The organism is Asticcacaulis currens (assembly GCF_028550395.1).
Taxonomy (GTDB): Bacteria; Pseudomonadota; Alphaproteobacteria; order Caulobacterales; family Caulobacteraceae; genus Asticcacaulis; species Asticcacaulis currens.
The window spans coordinates 723,041-739,878 of the sequence record NZ_JAQQKW010000001.1; the positions used below are offsets into that span (position 1 = coordinate 723,041).

Genomic DNA, 16,838 nt, shown 5'->3' on the forward strand with positions numbered 1-16,838 from the left:
AAGGATCGGTCATGAATGAGCCTCTGGACGAAAACACGGACACGGCGAACGCCGAAGCGCAGGCCCCGCAGACAGAGCGGACCAGACCGCCGCGCAAGCTGAAATTCAACCTGATCGTCGCGGCCCTGCTGGTCCTGATAATCGCCGTCTCCGTAGCGGCTGTGGTGCTGTTCCGTCAAGCTGAGACTGACGGAACAGTACCCACCGACAGCGGCCCAGTGGCCGAAGGTCCGCTGAAGGCCTATGCCACCGGCGCTCTGGCCAAGCTGGAAACCCACGCCGCCCCGCGCCCCATCGAAGACATCAGTTTCCTCGATGGCGAGGGCAAGACCGTCAAGCTGTCGGATTTCAAGGGCCGCGTGGTGGTGCTGAACGTCTGGGCGACCTGGTGTGCGCCGTGCAAGGTCGAGATGCCGACCCTGGCCAATCTGCAAAAGGGCTATGACCCGCAAAAGGTGCTGGTCCTGCCGCTCAGCATCGACAAGGCCGAAGACAAGGCCGCCGTCGAGAAGGAACTGAAGCTGAGCGAGGGCCTCCCCGTCTATATGGACTCAGAGATCCAGCCGATGAGCAAGTGGGGCATTGTGGGGATGCCGACGACGATCATCCTCAACACAAACGGTCAGGAAGTGGCGCGCCTCAGCGGCGAAGCCAAATGGGATGCACCGGAGGTCAAGGCGCTCCTCGACGCGCTGGCAAAGTAACCACCGGGCAATTCGCAAGTCACCTTACCACCACATCTCGCCTTTGGCTCGTGCGGTCCAAATTCTGGCGAAAGCTATAGCTTCACTGCGCTATATTCCGCTAAAGGCCGGCAGGTATAAGGGGTCAGCGAATGGCCACCCAGCGCCCGTGGCTCAGGCAGCGCCACACCCATTCGAGCGGGCCGTAACGGAACACGCGCAGCCAAAGACCGCTGGCCACGATCTGCGCCGCCCAGATGCTGGCTACGATCGGCACCATCTGCGACAGCGACACTTGTCCGTAGAGGCCCAAGCCGCGCCCGCCGTAGAAGATCGCCGTCATGATCAGCGACTGGCTGAGATAGTTGGTAAAGGCCATGCGGCCCACCGGGCTCAGCAGTGCCGTGAGGCCATTGGCCACCGGCAGGCGGCTCAGAAGCATCAGGGCGCTGGCATAGCCTAGACTGACGAAGAGACTGAGGAATTCCGCTGCTGCGCGGTGTGAGCCATAGATTTCCGGCTCCGGGAAGTTTTCGCGCAGGATGATCAGGTTCTGCCATCCAATGACTCCAAGCGCCAGCGCGCCGCTGCCGATGGCCACTAGATGCCACAGGGTACGGCGCGGATCGAAATAGCCGGCCTTGAACAGACCGAGCCCGATCATCATCAAGCCGATGACCTTAGGCGCAAAGACGGCGATCTGCGAAAAAATGCTCATCGCCCACATGACGAAATTGGCGTGCAACGACTGCGCAAACGTGCCCTGCATCAGACGCATCGTGTCGGCAAAGCTCAGGCTGTCGCTACCGCTGAGGGCCTCACCCAACTGTTCGCGCGGTAAAAACGTCAGGATGAAACCGGACCCCACTACCATCAGCCCGCCCACAGCCCAGGCGATTAGGCCCCAGCGCAGCAGATGGGGGGTGCGGATGGTCAGGACGAAATAAAGCCCGCACAGGGCGTACATCAGCAGGATATCGCCCACCCAGATCGCCGCCCCATGCACCACTCCGATCACGGCCAGCCACACCAGTCGCCGAAAGCGCACGGTCTGCGTCACCGGTGTGCGAGGTGCGTCTGTCTGCCCCACCAGAAACAGGCTGACGCCGAACAGCATGGCAAACAGGGTCAGGCATTTGGATTCGAAAAAGGTATGGATAACCCACCACGCCTGACGGTCCGCGTCGCTCAACGGGAGGGTGGCATGCGCCGGGTTCATATAAACCTCAAGCGGCCAGCCAAAGGCCGGGGCATTGACGATCAATATGCCCAAGAGCGCAAACCCGCGAATATAGTCGAGGGCGGCATAGCGCGGGGCCGTCATGCGCCCTGTGCCTCAGCGGCGGCCTTCGGCGATGTTTTGAGCAGGATCATCTGAAACAGCACGGCCGACGGCACGGCCAGCAGAACCTGACTGGCGACCATGGGCACGGCCACCAGCGCAAAGACGAGGAGATTGCTGAAACTCAGTTCGAAATTCTGACTGAGGGTCAGGTTGCTGAAGGCCATGAACGAGCCCAGCGAGCAGACGAGGAAGGCGCAGCCCACCACGTGGCCGACGGCGTGCAGTCGGTTTTTCGGGCCCTGAATGAGCCACAGGGCTGCCGCGCATACCATCCAGAACAGCGACAGCCCCATCTGACGCGCCCCTTCAGCGGCGGCCAGAAGCCCCTGAGCGGCAAAAAACCGCGCCGCAAACCACACGCAGGCGTGCAGGACCGATGCAGCCAGAAGCGCCAGTGCAAACCATAGAAAGAGCGGACGGCGGGCCGTAAGCAAGCGGAACTTACCTTGTCGGAACGGGCTTTTCGCCGCGATAGTCATAGAAGCCGCGACCCGTCTTGCGGCCGTACCAGCCCGCTTCGACATACTTTACCAGCAGCGGGCAGGGGCGGTACTTGGAGTCCGACAGACCGTCGTACAGTACGTTCATAATGGCCAGCACCGTATCGAGGCCGATAAAATCGCCCAGCTCCAGCGGTCCCATGGGGTGATTGGCCCCCAGCTTCATGGCCGTGTCGATGGCTTCGACCGTCCCCACCCCTTCATACAGGGTGTAGATGGCCTCGTTGATCATCGGGATCAGGATGCGGTTGACGATGAAGGCCGGATAGTCCTGCGCATTGGCGGTGATCTTGTCGAGGCTCTCGGCAAAACGCACCGCCGCCTCGTAGGTGTCGGTTTCCGTGGCGATCCCGCGGATAATCTCGACCAGCTTCATGATCGGCACCGGGTTCATAAAGTGCAGGCCGATAAAACGGGTCGGACGGTCGGACGCGGCGGCCAGTCGCGTAATGGAGATGGACGAGGTGTTGGACGCCAGAATAGCCTCGGGTTTCAGGTGTTCGGACACCGACTTGAAAATGGCCTTCTTGATCTCTTCATTTTCGGTCGCCGCCTCGATGACCAGCTCGCAGTCGGACAGGTCGGACGCCATGGCCGCCGGCTTGACCAGTTTCACGGCAGTTGCTGCCGTCTCGGCGCTGATGACGCCCTTTTCGACGGAGCGGGCGATGCCCTTGTTGATCTTTTCGATAGATTTGGCGATGGCGGCGGCCTGCTGATCATAGAGGAAGACCTCATAGCCCGCCTGCGCACAGACCTGCGCAATGCCGGACCCCATTTGTCCTGCCCCGATAACGCCGACGACTTTGATCTCTGTCATATGAAACCCGCGGTACTGTTATTATGCAGCGACCTTAAACGCCCCTACCGGGTAATCAAGGGCGGCGCGAAAAATTAGAGGGCCATACGACAATTCGGGCCCCGATTTATGCGAAAATTGCGCAATCAAACAGAAACTTGGGGTGTCATGACGATTCCATTAAAAGTCATTCCGCTTCAGGCGCGGTAAGGCTCAGGCCGCCTGCCGCCGCGGGTGGTGCGACAAATAATCGCTTTCGGGGGCGGGCCGCCCTGACTATAGTCGCCGTTTGCGCCCATTCTGTGATAATATCTGCCCATGCCTGATCAGTCCGCCCCGCCCATCGTCAAAGAGCGTCTTGTCTTCGGGCAGGGCTTCATCCGGGATGCCTGGTACTTCGCGGCGCTGTCGGACGATCTGAAGGCGGGCAAGCTGCAACGCTATGAGATTCTGGGTGAACCGGTGCTGCTGGCGCGCGACACGAACGGCAAGGCCTATGCCATACGTGACATCTGTCCGCACCGCGCCGCGCCGCTGTCGGCAGGCAAGATGATCCCCGACCCCAAGACCGGCCAGCCGGTGGTGCAATGCCCCTATCACGGGTGGACCTTTGGCACGCAGGGGGGCTGCACCGCCGTGCCGTCGCTGACGGCGGATCAGCCGATGGATGTCGAACGCATCCGGGTGCGCTCCTATGCTGTCAAGGAACAGCAGGGCATGGTCTGGATCTACATGACCGCCGATGCGCGTCGCCCGGCTGAGCCTGATCATGAGCCGCCCGTTCTGCCCGGTGTGGTGGGCGGCAAACCCATTATCGTTGAGAGCATGGATTTCGACAGCCACATCGACCACGCGGTGGTGGGGCTTATGGACCCGGCCCACGGCCCCTATGTGCATCAGCAATGGTGGTGGCGTTCGTCCAAGAAGCAGCTTGAAAAAGCCAAGGCCTTTGAGCCGCGCGAACTCGGCTTTGCCATGGTTCGCCACGCGCCGTCGAAAAATTCGCGCGCCTATCGCATTCTGGGCGGGGCCCCGGCGACCGAGATCACCTTCCGCCTGCCCGGCATGCGCTATGAGCATATCGAGATCGGTGAGCGGCAGATTCTGGGCCTAACGTGCCTGACTCCCGTACACACCACCAAAACGCGCATCACGCAGATCTTCTGGTCTGATCACGCCATTTTCCGCGCCATTGCGCCGATCTTCAAATACGGCGCCAAGGCCTTCCTCAAGCAGGACGGTGATATGGTCAATCTGCAAAATGAAGGGCTGAAGTACGATCCGTCGCTTTTGTGGATCGACGACGCCGATACGCAGGCCAAGTGGTATCAGCAGCTTAAAAAAGAATGGGTGGCGCATCGTTCGGAAGAACGTCCCTTTGCCAATCCATTGAAACCTGCCACGCTGAAATGGACGAGTTGATCTTCCTGTGCATCGAAAATGAAAAAGCCGCCGGAGAGACCCCGGCGGCTTTTTCATGGGAGGAAGATAGAAGACATTACGCGGCCTTAAGGCCCGACACGATCAGTTCGATCTGAAAGCGCAGGCGCTCGCCCATAGAGACGAAAGGCTCACTGTCGCGGTGGGCGCGGCGCAGGTTTGAGAAGGCGAGGTCTTCGATGATTTCCGCGCCGTGTGCGATGTCGGCCTTGGCCGGCAATTCGCCTTCGCTTTGGGCGTGACGCAGAGTCTCCAGGATCACCTGACGGGTCATGTCGGTGAGGCTGGCGATTTCCGCCAGACCGGTATTGGTCTCTGGGTCGGCCGTCTGACCGCTCCAGTTCATCACAAAGGCCGACAGGATCAGCCGGGCATTGCCCTCAGCGGCTTCGTAGGCCGCCAGAAGCTGATGGTGCAGCCGGTCGGCCAGCGGGCGCGTCGTGTCGTGCGCGTCGATGGCCGTGGTGATGACACGCGCCGTTTCCTCTTCGACGACCTTCACGAAGATCTCGTTCTTGTCGGCAAAGTTGGCAAACACCGCGCCCGTGGACAGGCCCGCTTCGCGCGCGATGTCGCGTAAGGTGGCCGCTTCATAGCCGCGCTCCCGGAACAGAGCTTTGGCAGAGGCGAGGATTTTGAGGCGGTTCAGTTCTTTGGAACGCGCGCGCGCGCCCAGAGGCAGAGCCGTCTCTTCCTGAGTGAGTTTGTCTTTCAGTTCATACGCCTGATACATGGTCATTTAACAAGCAGGGCTGAGGGCGGTGCGGGCCGCCGGTGGAACCTGTACCCGTAGATGGGATGAGGTTTTAGAAAATTCAACAGGTTGTGCGGTTTAATCCCTATCGGGTCAGCAGGGCAACCCGCAAAAAGGGGTAATCTACGGAATTCGGTGAGGAACGCGTGCTGCACCCGTACGGGTGAAGTCTGACAACTGTTTAACGAGAATGATCGTTCATTCCGTCGTTCATAAACCTTCATTACGCCGAAAAACAGGCAAAAAATAGACCTGACCTCTAAAAAAGTGTAATCGTGTAACAGAGGGTGACCTGACCGGAGAATTCCGCGCCGTGCGTTGTTTTAAACAACACGTATAGCGGGCTGGATTTTTTACGCATGCCATGCTTGGTACAGGCCGTGGTTCCCGATTGTTGGAAGTTTGTTTTAGGGTGAAGCCGGATGAGCCTTTTTCTTCTGATCATCGCCTTGTTGGCCATGTTTGCCGTTCTGGTGGTGCTGGGCGCGGGGGTTTACAGCCTCTATCGCGGCGGCAAGTTCGGTGAACGCTGGTCGAACAAGCTGATGCAATGGCGCGTCATGCTTCAGGCCGTGGCCATCGGTCTGCTTTGCCTGCTGGCCTGGTGGAAGGCAGGGCACTGAACCGTCTATGGTCAAGCTCAACAGGATTTACACGCGTACCGGCGATGACGGGACGACCGGTCTGGGTGACGGGGCGCGGCGGCTGAAGACCGATGCGCGCGTCGTGGCCATGGGCAGCGTCGATGAAGCGAACGCCGCTCTGGGCGTGGCTCGTCTGTTTGCGGAGGGCGCGGTCGATGCCCTTCTGGCGCAGGTGCAGAATGACCTGTTCGATCTGGGGGCCGATCTCGCCGTCCCTGAGGATGGTCAACCCAAAAGCTGGACGCCGCTGCGGCTTGATGCACAGCGTGTGGAGGCGCTGGAACGGGCGATAGACCAGTATAATAGCGAGATGGCCCCCCTCAGTTCCTTCATCCTGCCCGCCGGGTCGCCGTTGAGCGCGCATCTGCATCTGGCCCGCACGATTACGCGACGGGCGGAGCGCGATTGCGTGGCGCTGACGCAGGTGGCCGGCGAGGTGGTGAGCGCGCCGGTTACGACCTATCTCAACCGGCTGTCGGACCTGCTGTTCGTGCTGGCGCGTCACGCCAATGATCAGGGCCGCGCCGATGTGTTGTGGGTGCCGGGCAAGGTTTAAAATTACTTCGATGCAGCCGACGCGCTTGTCGAAGCCGATGAGGCCGCCGGCTGATCCACCGGCTTTGGCGAACCATTGGACGCGCCTCGGGCGTCTTCGGTCGGCCACAGGATCTTCTGCGGCTCGCCCGGTTTGCGCCGGGTCAGCAGTGGCAGATAGACCGGCGTTTTGCACGCCCGGTACTTGTCCGACCACCAGCCGCCATTGGCTTCGCACTTACGACGCGGCATTTCGTACAGCGCGCCATAGACCAGTATGCCGATGCTGGCCACTATGAAGACCCCCAGCGCGATTAACTTGACGCGAAGGATAAGATTTTTGTCGGTTTTCATAAGGGAAGCACCCTCCGTTGAGTGCCTGTTTCCATGCCTTTAAACCGCGCCTCAGGCAAGTGAAATGGTTGCAGATGCGATCGGAAAGCCAATAAAATGCGCGGGTTTCCGCCACGACACCGATTGACTTTGAGGGTCAGCGGCGTCAGTAAACGACATCGAATGTAAAGCTTGCTGCGAGGAAAGCTCACCATGAAGGTACTGGTACCCGTCAAGCGGGTGTTGGACTACAATGTCAAGGTCCGCGTCAAGTCTGACCAGACCGGCGTCGATCTGGCCAATGTCAAGATGGCCATGAACCCCTTTGACGAAATCGCCGTCGAAGAAGCGGTGCGCCTCAAGGAAAAGGGCACGGTGACCGAGATCGTCGCCGTCTCCATCGGCGTCGCGCAGTGCGAGGCGATCCTGCGCACGGCTCTGGCCATGGGCGCCGATCGCGGCCTGCTGATCGAAACCGATCAGGACCTTGAGCCGCTGGCCGTCGCCAAGGTGCTGAAGGCCGTGGTGGCTCAGGAAAGCCCGGACATCGTGCTGATGGGCAAACAGGCCATCGACGGCGACAACAACGCCACGGGTCAGATGCTCTCGGCCCTGCTCGACTGGCCGCAGGCGACCTTCGCCTCGAAGGTAGAGATCGCGGGTTCTGAAGCGCTTGTCACCCGCGAAGTCGATGGCGGTCTGCAAACGCTGGGCGTGCAGCTTCCGGCGGTCATTACCACCGATCTGCGCCTCAATGAGCCGCGCTACGCCTCCCTGCCCAACATCATGAAGGCCAAGAAGAAGCCGCTCGATACCAAGGCCCTGGCCGATTACGGCGTCGATGCGGCGGCGCGCCTGACGGTGGTCAAGGTCACCGAGCCGGCCAAGCGGTCGGCGGGTATCAAGGTCGATAGCGCCGATGCCCTTATCGCTAACCTCAAGACGGCAGGAGTTCTTTGATGGCGGTTCTGGTTATTGCCGATCACGACGGCGCGCACCTGCGCGACACGACGCTGAAGGTCATCACGGCGGCGCAAAAGCTGTCGGGGGATATCGACGTGCTGGTCTATGGCGAAGTGGCTGCCGTGGCCGCTCAGGCCGCTGCGGCGGCGGGCGTGCGCAAGGTGCTGACCGCCGAAAGCGCCGAACTGAAGGCCGACATCGCTGAGGCCGTTTCGGCCCTGATCGTGTCGCTGGCCGCGGGCTATGACACCATCGCCATCCCGGCTACGGCTTCGGGCAAGAATGTCGCGCCGCGTATCGCTGCCGAGCTCGATGTTTCGATCATTTCCGATGTCATCGAGGTGGTGGCGGGCGACACCTTCGTCCACCCCATCTACGCGGGCAATGCGCTCGAAACCGTCAAAACGGCGGACGCCAAAAAGGTGCTGACCGTGCGCCCGACGGCGTTTGCGCCGGTGGCGGCAACGGGCGGTTCTGCGGCGGTGGAACCCGTGGCCGTTGCGGCGGTGACGCTGAAGACGCGCTTTGTGTCGGACGAAAAGGTCGTCTCGGACCGCCCGGAACTGGGTGCGGCCAAGGTGGTGGTGTCCGGTGGCCGGGCGCTGGGTTCGGCCGATGAGTTCAAGGCTGTGCTGGAGCCTCTGGCTGACAAGCTGGGCGCCGCGGTCGGTGCCTCGCGCGCGGCCGTCGATGCGGGCTATGCCCCCAACGACTATCAGGTGGGGCAGACCGGTAAGGTCGTGGCCCCGGAGCTGTATATCGCTGTCGGTATTTCGGGCGCTATCCAGCACCTGGCTGGTATGAAGGACTCCAAGGTCATTGTCGCCATCAACAAGGATCCGGAAGCCCCGATCTTTCAGGTCGCCGATTTCGGTCTGGTTGAAGATTACAAGACGGCGGTCCCGGCTCTGGTCAAGGCCCTGGGCTAGAGTGCATTTCGTTTATTCTGAATCGAAATGTCGCTCTAAATTTCTGTTTTATCGCCTTTTTTTCGCTCAACCGGTATCCACTTGAGCGAAAAACGCGCTAAGGTTAGAGAGATATAAGACTGTAAAAAACCCCTCCGGCACCAACCGGAGGGGTTTTTTCTTACTTCGCCGGGGCGGCGACGGGTTTGTCCGCCGGCTTGACCTGAATGCGCAGCAGCTTCTCCTTGATCAACCATTTCTTGGCCATGGCCTGAATGTCGGCGGGGGTCACCGCCTCGACCTCGGCCTTGCGTGTGCGGATGGCCGTCAGATCGCGCGGATCGGCCTGAATGCCGGGCAGCACGCCCATCCAGTAGCCGTTCGTCTTGACTTGGACGTCGTAACGATCCAGCACCGGCTTGCGTGCCCGCAGCAGTTCGTCGGCTTCCACCGGCTTGGCTTTCAGGTCCTCGGCGATGGTCAGCAGCGAATCGTAGAAGGTCTGATCGACTTCAGGTTTCACGGTGGCCTGCGCCGCAAGATAGCCATAGCCTTTGAAGGTATTGGACATCACGCTGCCCGCCGATGAGCCGTAGGACGCCCCCTGCTTTTCGCGGATTTCGTCGATCAGGCGCAGCGTCATGACTTCGGCCAGCATTTCGGTGGCGCGGGCCTGCTTCGTATCGGCGAAGAAGTCCGTGGTCGGCCAGGCGATGTAGCTGAGGTTCTGATCGGCACGACCGGTGTGGGTCAGGACCTGATGCAGGTTGGTCGTGGGGAAGCTGAGCGTACCCGCCCCCTTGACCGGGGCGACGGTTTCGGCGCGCTTGGGCAGGGTGGCGAAGGTGGTGGCCAGAACCTTTTTCGCCTCTTCGACCGTAATGTCACCGACGATGGTGATTTCGATGGGCGCAGTGGTCAGGATGCCGGTGACCAGCGCCTTGACATCGTCGTTCTTGACCGCCAGCGCGGCATCCTTTTCTGGCAGGCCAAAGCGGGTGTCGCCATTACGCAGCAGGCGCGGGGCTTTGGTTGAAAAGACGCTGTTGGGCGTCGAGGACAGGGTCTGGTAGTAGTTGGGCAGGAAGGATTTAAGACGATCAAGCGCTTCCGGACGATAGGCCGTGTCTGTGACGAAGGCCGTCAGTACCTGCATCTGAAGCGCGAAATCGCTCGGCGTGGTGTTACCGGATAGGACCGCTGCCTCTTCACCGATGCCGAAATTGGCCCCATAGATGCGTCCGGCCAGCGTGTCCTTGATCTCTTCGGAATCGAGCTTGCCCAGACCGCCATCGAAGACGCCGACCCAGTTGGCCGCCTGAAGCGGCAGGGCCTTGTCCTGACCGACGGTGGTCAGGCCGCCGCCAAAGCGGACACTGACCAGAATTTCGTTATCCTTGAAGGTTGTCGGCTTGATATTGACCTTCACGCCGTTGGCGTAGGCCAGTTCGGTTACGCCAATGTCGGACAGCACGTTTTCCTTGCTGATGGCTGCGGCTGTCGTGCCGAAGGTTTCATAGGGCCAGGCCTTTTTGACCGCGACCGCCGGTTTTTCAACGGTTTTGGCCGTGATGGCCTCATACGACGCCAGCATGGCCGGCTTGTCGAAGCCGCCCAGATCGGACGCCATGTGCGTCAGAAGCGGGCCGTCACCGGCAAACAGCGTCCTGGCGCGGGCGCTGACGGCCGCGGCGGTCAGACGGCCTTTGATGGCGTTGAAAAAAGCCAGATTCTGGCTTGGGGTGGTAATGACGTCCTTATCCGCCACAGACCCGACCAGCGCATTGACAATGGCCCCGGTATTGCGCGTCTTTTCGCCCTTGGCCTGCGCCTCAAGGCTGGCGACCATGTCGGCCAGTTCGCGCGTCACTTCGGCCTCGGTCACGCCGTAGGCCTCAAACTGCCGCACCATGGTAAAGGCCTGCTCGAAAGCGTCCTTTTCCTTGCCGGGCTTGGGCGTGATGTTGAGGCTGAGGGTCTCGGCGGTCTTTGACACCGTGTCGTCCCCGGCACCGGCGGCGGCAAAGGCGCTTTCGGGTGACTTGGCCTGACGCTCCAGACGCTGATTGAGAATCGACAGGGTCAGGTTGTCGAGCGTGTCGTCAAAGTCTTTGGCCTGCGTTTCCCATGAGTTGTCGAACGGCTTGAACCAGGTTATCTGGATCGACTTACCCAGACCTGGCTCGACGTAGGTGTAGGCCGACGCCTTTTGTGGTGTATAGGTGCCGAAGCTCAGCTTGTCGAGCGGGCGCTTGGAGCGCGCGGTCAGGTCGGTGAATTTCGCCTTGATCTTGGCTTCGATCTTGTCGGGATCGACATCCCCCGCCACCACAATCGTGGTCAGTTCGGGGCGGTAAAAGTCGTTATAATAGTCGATAAAGGCCTGGGCAGGGGCTTCGGCAATGATCTTGGTCGAACCGATGGGCAGGCGGTGGCCGTAGAGCTGGCCGGGGAAGGCGGCCTTGGCCCATTCGACATAGGCGCGATACGGGGGAGAGTTGCGGGCGCGTTCCTCGCCCAGCACCACGCCGCGTTCACGGTCGATAGCCTTGGGGTCGAGCGTTAGATTGCCGGCCGTTTCGCGGAACAGGAACAGGCCGGTGTCGATGATTTCTTCATCGTTCTTCGGCAGGTCCAGCATATAGACCGTCTCATCGAACGAGGTGTAGGCATTGGTGTCCGGGCCGAACTTCAGGCCGTGACGCTCAAGGATTTTAACCATGTCGCCCTCGGGCACATTCTTTGAGCCGTTGAAAGCCATGTGCTCAAGGAAGTGGGCAAGGCCAAGCTGATGCTCCGATTCCATCAACGAACCGGTGCCAAAACGCATGCGCAGGCTGACGACGCCCGGCGGCGTCTTGTTGGGGTAGATGATGTAGGTCAGGCCATTGGGCAGGCGGCCGAAGCGCGCCTGAGGGTCGGGTGTGATGTCGGAATGGGCCTGCGCGAACTCGATGCCGCCCGGCAGTACGACCGGGGCCTGTTGCGCCGTCTGGGCAAAGGCCGCCGGTGTCAGCGCCGTCGTGGACAGGAGCCCTGTAGACAGGGCCGCTACGGTCGCGGCGGTGAGGAATTGGGTACGTATGGTCATCGAAAGGTCGCCCCTCATTAAAACTGTGGGGCGACCTTTCCAAAGATTTACGGCTGAATAAAGTTACGAAACCGTAATGTCCGCTGGCTCTGGCTGATTTCAGGCAGCCTATTCTTACGGCTTGCCGTTACCCGACACATAATAGGTCGCCGTGTTGCCAATGGCGCGGCTGGTTGAGACAATGGCGCGGCCCGATCCGGTGATGTTCGTCGACGTCGAAGCCGAGACGTCCGCATTATTCACCTGCGTATTGCGCACCGTCATGTCCGCTTCGCATTCGGCGCAGGCATAGCCATAGGCGGAGTTGCCTGTCGCCTCGGCGCTGACATAGGCGTCATAACCCGCGTGGCCCTCAAAGCTGGCCTGCACGTCGATCGGACCGGTGTTGAACTGTTCGGTGTCGATATTGACGTACTTGTCGCCATTCCCGGCGGTCAGGCTGTTGCCGACACCCGTGGCGGTAGAATGCATCTCGCCATATTCATAGCCGCTCAGTACGCTCATCGACTGGACCTGACCGGTATTGTTCTGGCTGGTGTCGGTCACCAGCGAACCACCGGTATTGTACAGGCTGATCGTGTTGGCCGCGGCATCCGATTGGGCCGCCATATGCCAGGCATTGCCGGCATTGGCCGAGACATAGGACTCGGTGCGTCCCGTCGCGCCTTGCGTGACCGTGTGTTCCTGCGACCCCCGGTCGGTCGAGTTTGAACCGTAATAGTTGTTCATGGCGGAGGCGGTGTAGAGGTTTGGTGACGGCGAATAGTGCAGCACCACGCCGGTGCGGGCGCGCGATTCCGCCGCAGATTGCTGATCGGCGGTCGATTCCAGGCGCCCGTTGGTGACCTCATAGGCCTGATGGTTCACGACCGAGGTCGTATTCACTTCGCCCGATCCGTAGATCGAATTGTTGGGTGAATTGACCTGAGTATCTGCATGGACCTTGACGCCGGACACGGCCTGAGCCGTGCGGCTCACCAGCTTGCCCTCGGTGGTGGTGCCCGCGCCGTAATTGCCGACAGCCTGCGTCGTCATATAGAGCGGTGTGCCGAGCGAATTACGGTAGTCTTCGGGGGCGGCGGTGCCGTTAACGGTCGCGCTGGCTGTGACATTGCCCTGAAGCACCTGACGCAAAGACAGGTTTGCATCGACCTGCGTGTTGCCGGCGATGGCGGCATTGCCGTGGCTCGACGTTTCCACTTTCAGCAGGTCGTAATTGTCCACCACGTTCAGGGTCTGACCGGAAAAGATATCGCCGGTCTGGGTCTGATCGTTGGTGATGTCCAGTCCCGATGAAGGACCACTGACCGTCTGACTAGTAGCGGCCGTCGCCAGAACTGCGGTTGCGAGTATTGTGCCAGCGGCTAGGATCTTCGCGCGTACCCGCATTGTTGGTCTCCAGATTATTATAAGCCGGTGTATAGCCGCCGGTCCGGCCCAGCGTGGCGTCGTTGAGGAAGTCGTCCTTGGGGCTCAGGCAGATTTCCGGGCCCTGCACGCCATAGAGATTGGCCATGAATTCCAGCGTGGCGCGCTCAATCAGGGCGCGCACGGCCAGTTGCATCGGCTCAAGCCCGCCTTCGCCCGCCGAAACGTCGAAGATGTTGCCGTTGAAGAAGTCGAACACCCCGGCCTTGATTTCACGACCGATGATCTGCTTCTGGTAGGAGATGACGTCCACCACCTCCAGCGTGCGCGTATCGACCAGACGCAGGTCCAGCGCGACATTCATCACATAGAGGCGCCCGTTGACGATGCCCTTGGGGTCTTTGGCGTCGGCATCGCCGACATAGGCGTCAATGCCCGATGAGCGGATATTGTAATTCAGCTCGGTGATGCCGCCAACGATGTGGAAGTCAGAACCAGCGATCTGACCCGCCATGATGCGGCGGTATTCGCCCGCTTCGGTCGGGTTGGCGACCTCATTGTCGGTAATCAGCTTGTTGTTGGTGTATTTCAGTTCCAGTTCGGACACCGACGTGTCGAAGCGTTCCACCTGACGCGCGCCCGACTTGGCCAGAGCCGTCATCGCCATGAGCGACGCGCCCTGCGTGATCTTGCGACCCCCTTCGTATTCGACCTTCCCGGTATAGTCTGAGATACGGCCCACGGCCATGCGCGGCGAGGCGAGGCCATGCTTGCGGGCATAGGAGCCGAGGCAGACCAGAGCGTCGGAATAGGCGGTCGGATTGGCCGTGACCGGCGCATTGCCGATCGGCTTGGCATAGACGCCCGACGGGCCTGCGACTGGCGACACGCAGGCCGACAAGGTCATCGCCCCCGCAGCCAGAGCGATCAGGCTAAAACCACGGCGCATACGGTGCGACGATTTCTTCGTATCAGAAGCCATTGAGATTTCCTGTAATGTCCGTACCGGTTGCCCCGGTGGCCGTTTGCTTGCCATTGGTGGCGGTGACGTTGCCGTTATTGGTTTGGGTCGAATTGACGATGACCGTGTTGTAATTGCCGTGGACGACGACCGAAAGGTTGTTACCGATCGCGGTTGCGCCCCCTACGGCGCCTGCACCGGAATAGCTGTCGCCTGCGCCATAGGTCATCGACTTGGAATAAATGCTCTGATCGCCGCCGGTAACGATGACGCCGTCCAGAAGGACACGGTTGCCATTGGCATCGCGCGTCGAAGGGTCGATGGCGCGCTCTTCCTGACCGCGAGACCGGCCATAACCGGTTTCAAAACCGGTCGAGGTCGTGTTCATCGTCTGCGCCAGAGCCGGGGCCCCGGTCACGATGAGGAGGCCTGCGGTGGCAGCGGCTATCTTGTAATACGCCATGTTGGGCTCCTGTCCGGCTTGCGCCTTCACTTGAGAGGCGAAAAGCAAATAGGATGCCAATCTGACCGGGAACCTTAAAAATTGAGTATATTTCGCGCTAAAAAGCGCTAATGAGTTTTAAAAATAGGGGTTTAGGGGCTTCGCAAACACCTTTGCGGCCCTATATTCGCGGATCAAAAGGGCCGTCGGCGCTTTGCCGCATAAGGGTTGCGTATGAACGAGACGACAAAAGAGCCGTTTTTCACGGCACCGTGGCCGGCCGTAGTCCTAAGCGGGCTCATTTTGGCACTCTACGCCCTGCAATCTCAATTCGATACAACCGGCGATCTCGTCTATATGTTCGGCCTCAATCCGCGCCTGTTGTGGAAGTACGACACCTTCTACGCCCTATTCACCACACTTTTTCTGCATGGGAGCTGGGCGCATGCGGGCATGAACGCCATGTTTGGGCTGGCCTTCGCCAGTGGGGTCGCGCGAGTTTTCGGCACGCGAATAGGGGGCGCGGCACTCTTCCTTATATACTACCTGCTATGCGGCGTTCTGGCGGGGGCGGTATATTGTGCGATCTTCCCCGACCGCAACGTGCTTATTGTCGGCGCGTCCGGCGCGATTTCCGGCCTGATGGGTGCAGCCATCCGTATAGGCCCCGGCTACATGTTGCCCTTCACCGATAAACGCGTCGTGGGCATGACGCTTGCCTGGACAGTGATCAACATATTATCAGCCTTCGTCAGCATTGTCCCGTCGGCAGGGGCGATTGCTTGGGAGGTGCATCTGATCGGCTATGCCCTGGGCCTCCTCTCCATCGGCACCTGGATGCGCCTGTTCCGGCCGCGCTTTTACAGCGTATAGCATCTAAGCCCTCTCTGCCTCACGCAGAATTGACATCAGGGTCAAATTTTAGCCTTGCCCTCTTAACGACTTCGCATAACCCTGCTCTCTTGGCCCGGATGGCAACAGGTCCGGCTATGGAAAGAGGGAGACAGATTATGCTGATCAATCAGCTTTTGAACACCAAGGGTCATCAGGTCTTCACTGTATCGCCCGAAGATACGGTGGCTGCCGTATCCGCCCTGCTGCATACGCGGAAGGTCGGGGCCTTTGTGGTGGCGGATCGTCTGGGACGCGTGGCGGGCATCGTATCCGAGCGCGACATTATAGGGGCGCTGGCGCAAAAGGGCGCTTTGGCTCTTGATATGCGGGTTCAGGACATCATGACGGCCGATGTGATTGTGGCGCGTTTGGGTGAAACCGTGGACTCTCTGCTTGAGCGCATGACGGATCGCCGTATTCGCCACCTGCCGGTCATGGAAGGTCCCAAACTGACTGGCATTGTCTCTATAGGAGATCTGGTCAAGGCGAAGATTGCCCAGGCCGAACACGAAGCCCAAACCCTCAAGGCCTACATTACGGCCGGATAGAAACGAAAACCACGTAACGGGGATAGAATCCATTTTTGTAATTTTAGGGGTTGCGTCCCGCCGGGCGGTTTGTCTATAAGCCGCCCTCTCGACGGGACGCGCCGCCGACGAAGCAAGCCGGTTGAAAAACAGACTTGCAAATTCGTCTGAGCGGCGATATGTTCCGCACCTTCCGATTCTTCAGGGCCTGCGTGGCCATCTCGCAAAGATGGTCTGAGTGTTTTTGTTGTCTTTAAAATGGCCGCTTAAGCGGTTGTGGAAAAAGAAAAAAATTGGTTGACACGGTTTCGCGGTCCGTTTAAAAGCCGCCCTCCGCTTCGGCGGGTTAGGTCTTTGACATTGTAGAATGGGGAAGGGAAACGCAGGCGGCGGTGGTCTATGACGACTACTGTTGTGAGCGGTCTCTTTTAATAGACAACCATTTGTTGGTTGGGGTTTAGGCCTCAATTGACATGTGGGAACTCGTTAATATGAACGCAGAACTACGCAGTGATTGCCGGTCTTTTGAGAGATTGGTGAGCAAAGAGCGAAGAGCAGCAGAGAGAAGTCTCAACTTGAGAGTTTGATCCTGGCTCAGAGCGAACGCTGGCGGCAGGCCTAACACATGCAAGTCGAACGAAGCCTTCGGGCT

General features: G+C 59.9%; 17 protein-coding genes and 1 rRNA gene. 9 read left to right on the forward strand and 9 right to left on the reverse strand.

What is annotated here, in order from left to right; genetic code table 11:
* Window positions 1-11: 11 nt before the first annotated feature.
* Window positions 12-704 (forward strand): TlpA family protein disulfide reductase, encoded by a 693-nt coding sequence (locus PQU94_RS03130; protein WP_272740023.1) that lies wholly within the window; start codon window positions 12-14, stop codon window positions 702-704.
* Between the two features lie 124 nt (window positions 705-828).
* On the opposite strand, the gene PQU94_RS03135 is transcribed toward PQU94_RS03130, so the two are convergent.
* The 3 genes from PQU94_RS03135 to PQU94_RS03145 are packed head-to-tail and all read right to left on the reverse strand — an operon-like array spanning window position 829 to window position 3,348.
* Window positions 829-2,007 (reverse strand): DUF418 domain-containing protein, encoded by a 1,179-nt coding sequence (locus tag PQU94_RS03135; RefSeq protein WP_272740024.1) that lies wholly within the window; start codon window positions 2,005-2,007, stop codon window positions 829-831.
* Entirely contained in the window at window positions 2,004-2,462 is a 459-nt protein-coding gene (locus tag PQU94_RS03140; RefSeq protein ID WP_272740025.1) for a hypothetical protein, read from the reverse strand. The genes PQU94_RS03135 and PQU94_RS03140 overlap by 4 nt, the downstream gene beginning before the upstream one ends.
* 7 nt (window positions 2,463-2,469) lie before the next feature.
* Window positions 2,470-3,348 carry a 3-hydroxybutyryl-CoA dehydrogenase gene (locus PQU94_RS03145; RefSeq protein ID WP_272740026.1) on the reverse strand — a complete coding sequence of 293 codons (879 nt, stop codon included), beginning with the start codon at window positions 3,346-3,348 and terminating at the stop codon, window positions 2,470-2,472.
* A gap of 297 nt (window positions 3,349-3,645) precedes the next feature.
* Between PQU94_RS03145 and PQU94_RS03150 the strand changes: the two genes are divergently transcribed.
* Window positions 3,646-4,749 (forward strand): Rieske 2Fe-2S domain-containing protein, encoded by a 1,104-nt coding sequence (locus tag PQU94_RS03150; protein WP_272740027.1) that lies wholly within the window; start codon window positions 3,646-3,648, stop codon window positions 4,747-4,749.
* Between the two features lie 76 nt (window positions 4,750-4,825).
* On the opposite strand, the gene PQU94_RS03155 is transcribed toward PQU94_RS03150, so the two are convergent.
* A complete protein-coding gene (locus PQU94_RS03155) occupies window positions 4,826-5,506 on the reverse strand; it encodes a TetR/AcrR family transcriptional regulator (protein WP_272740028.1) in 681 nt (226 codons plus the stop codon).
* 437 nt (window positions 5,507-5,943) lie between these two features.
* Here PQU94_RS03155 and PQU94_RS03160 point away from each other — a divergent pair, with 437 nt between their 5' ends.
* Both PQU94_RS03160 and PQU94_RS03165 read left to right on the forward strand, forming a co-directional pair.
* On the forward strand, window positions 5,944-6,144 hold the full coding sequence (locus PQU94_RS03160; protein ID WP_272740029.1) for a twin transmembrane helix small protein: 201 nt from the start codon (window positions 5,944-5,946) through the stop codon (window positions 6,142-6,144).
* Between the two features lie 7 nt (window positions 6,145-6,151).
* On the forward strand, window positions 6,152-6,721 hold the full coding sequence (locus tag PQU94_RS03165) for a cob(I)yrinic acid a,c-diamide adenosyltransferase (protein ID WP_272740030.1): 570 nt from the start codon (window positions 6,152-6,154) through the stop codon (window positions 6,719-6,721).
* 2 nt (window positions 6,722-6,723) lie between these two features.
* Here PQU94_RS03165 and PQU94_RS03170 read toward each other — a convergent pair whose 3' ends face one another.
* Window positions 6,724-7,053: a hypothetical protein gene (locus PQU94_RS03170; RefSeq protein WP_272740031.1), complete on the reverse strand. Its 330-nt coding sequence runs from the start codon at window positions 7,051-7,053 to the stop codon at window positions 6,724-6,726.
* 192 nt (window positions 7,054-7,245) lie between these two features.
* Between PQU94_RS03170 and PQU94_RS03175 the strand changes: the two genes are divergently transcribed.
* A complete protein-coding gene (locus tag PQU94_RS03175) occupies window positions 7,246-7,992 on the forward strand; it encodes an electron transfer flavoprotein subunit beta/FixA family protein (protein WP_272740032.1) in 747 nt (248 codons plus the stop codon).
* Window positions 7,992-8,924 carry an electron transfer flavoprotein subunit alpha/FixB family protein gene (locus PQU94_RS03180; protein ID WP_272740033.1) on the forward strand — a complete coding sequence of 311 codons (933 nt, stop codon included), beginning with the start codon at window positions 7,992-7,994 and terminating at the stop codon, window positions 8,922-8,924. Before PQU94_RS03175 ends, PQU94_RS03180 begins: the two co-directional genes overlap by 1 nt.
* 160 nt (window positions 8,925-9,084) lie before the next feature.
* Here the strand turns inward: PQU94_RS03180 and PQU94_RS03185 are convergent, their stop codons facing one another.
* From PQU94_RS03185 to hfaA, 4 genes are all read right to left on the reverse strand, one after another.
* Complete coding sequence (locus tag PQU94_RS03185) at window positions 9,085-11,994, reverse strand: M16 family metallopeptidase (RefSeq protein ID WP_272740034.1); 2,910 nt, start codon at window positions 11,992-11,994, stop codon at window positions 9,085-9,087.
* A 114-nt stretch (window positions 11,995-12,108) separates the two neighbouring features.
* The gene (hfaD, locus tag PQU94_RS03190; protein ID WP_272740035.1) at window positions 12,109-13,383 is read right to left on the reverse strand and encodes a holdfast anchor protein HfaD; all 1,275 of its coding nucleotides are present in this window, start codon (window positions 13,381-13,383) and stop codon (window positions 12,109-12,111) included.
* Window positions 13,310-14,344, reverse strand: coding sequence for a holdfast anchoring protein HfaB (gene hfaB / locus PQU94_RS03195; RefSeq protein WP_272740036.1), 1,035 nt, complete (start codon window positions 14,342-14,344; stop codon window positions 13,310-13,312). The genes hfaD and hfaB overlap by 74 nt, the downstream gene beginning before the upstream one ends.
* Entirely contained in the window at window positions 14,334-14,786 is a 453-nt protein-coding gene (hfaA, locus tag PQU94_RS03200) for a holdfast anchoring protein HfaA (RefSeq protein ID WP_272740037.1), read from the reverse strand. The genes hfaB and hfaA overlap by 11 nt, the downstream gene beginning before the upstream one ends.
* 213 nt (window positions 14,787-14,999) lie before the next feature.
* On the opposite strand from hfaA, the gene PQU94_RS03205 reads away from it, so the two are divergent.
* The 3 genes from PQU94_RS03205 to PQU94_RS03215 all read left to right on the forward strand — a co-directional run.
* Window positions 15,000-15,638, forward strand: a complete 639-nt coding sequence (locus tag PQU94_RS03205) for a rhomboid family intramembrane serine protease (RefSeq protein ID WP_272740038.1) — start codon at window positions 15,000-15,002, stop codon at window positions 15,636-15,638.
* Window positions 15,639-15,775: 137 nt separating this feature from the next.
* On the forward strand, window positions 15,776-16,207 hold the full coding sequence (locus PQU94_RS03210) for a CBS domain-containing protein (protein ID WP_272740039.1): 432 nt from the start codon (window positions 15,776-15,778) through the stop codon (window positions 16,205-16,207).
* A gap of 550 nt (window positions 16,208-16,757) precedes the next feature.
* Window positions 16,758-16,838, forward strand: a 16S ribosomal RNA gene (locus PQU94_RS03215); the annotation flags it as partial.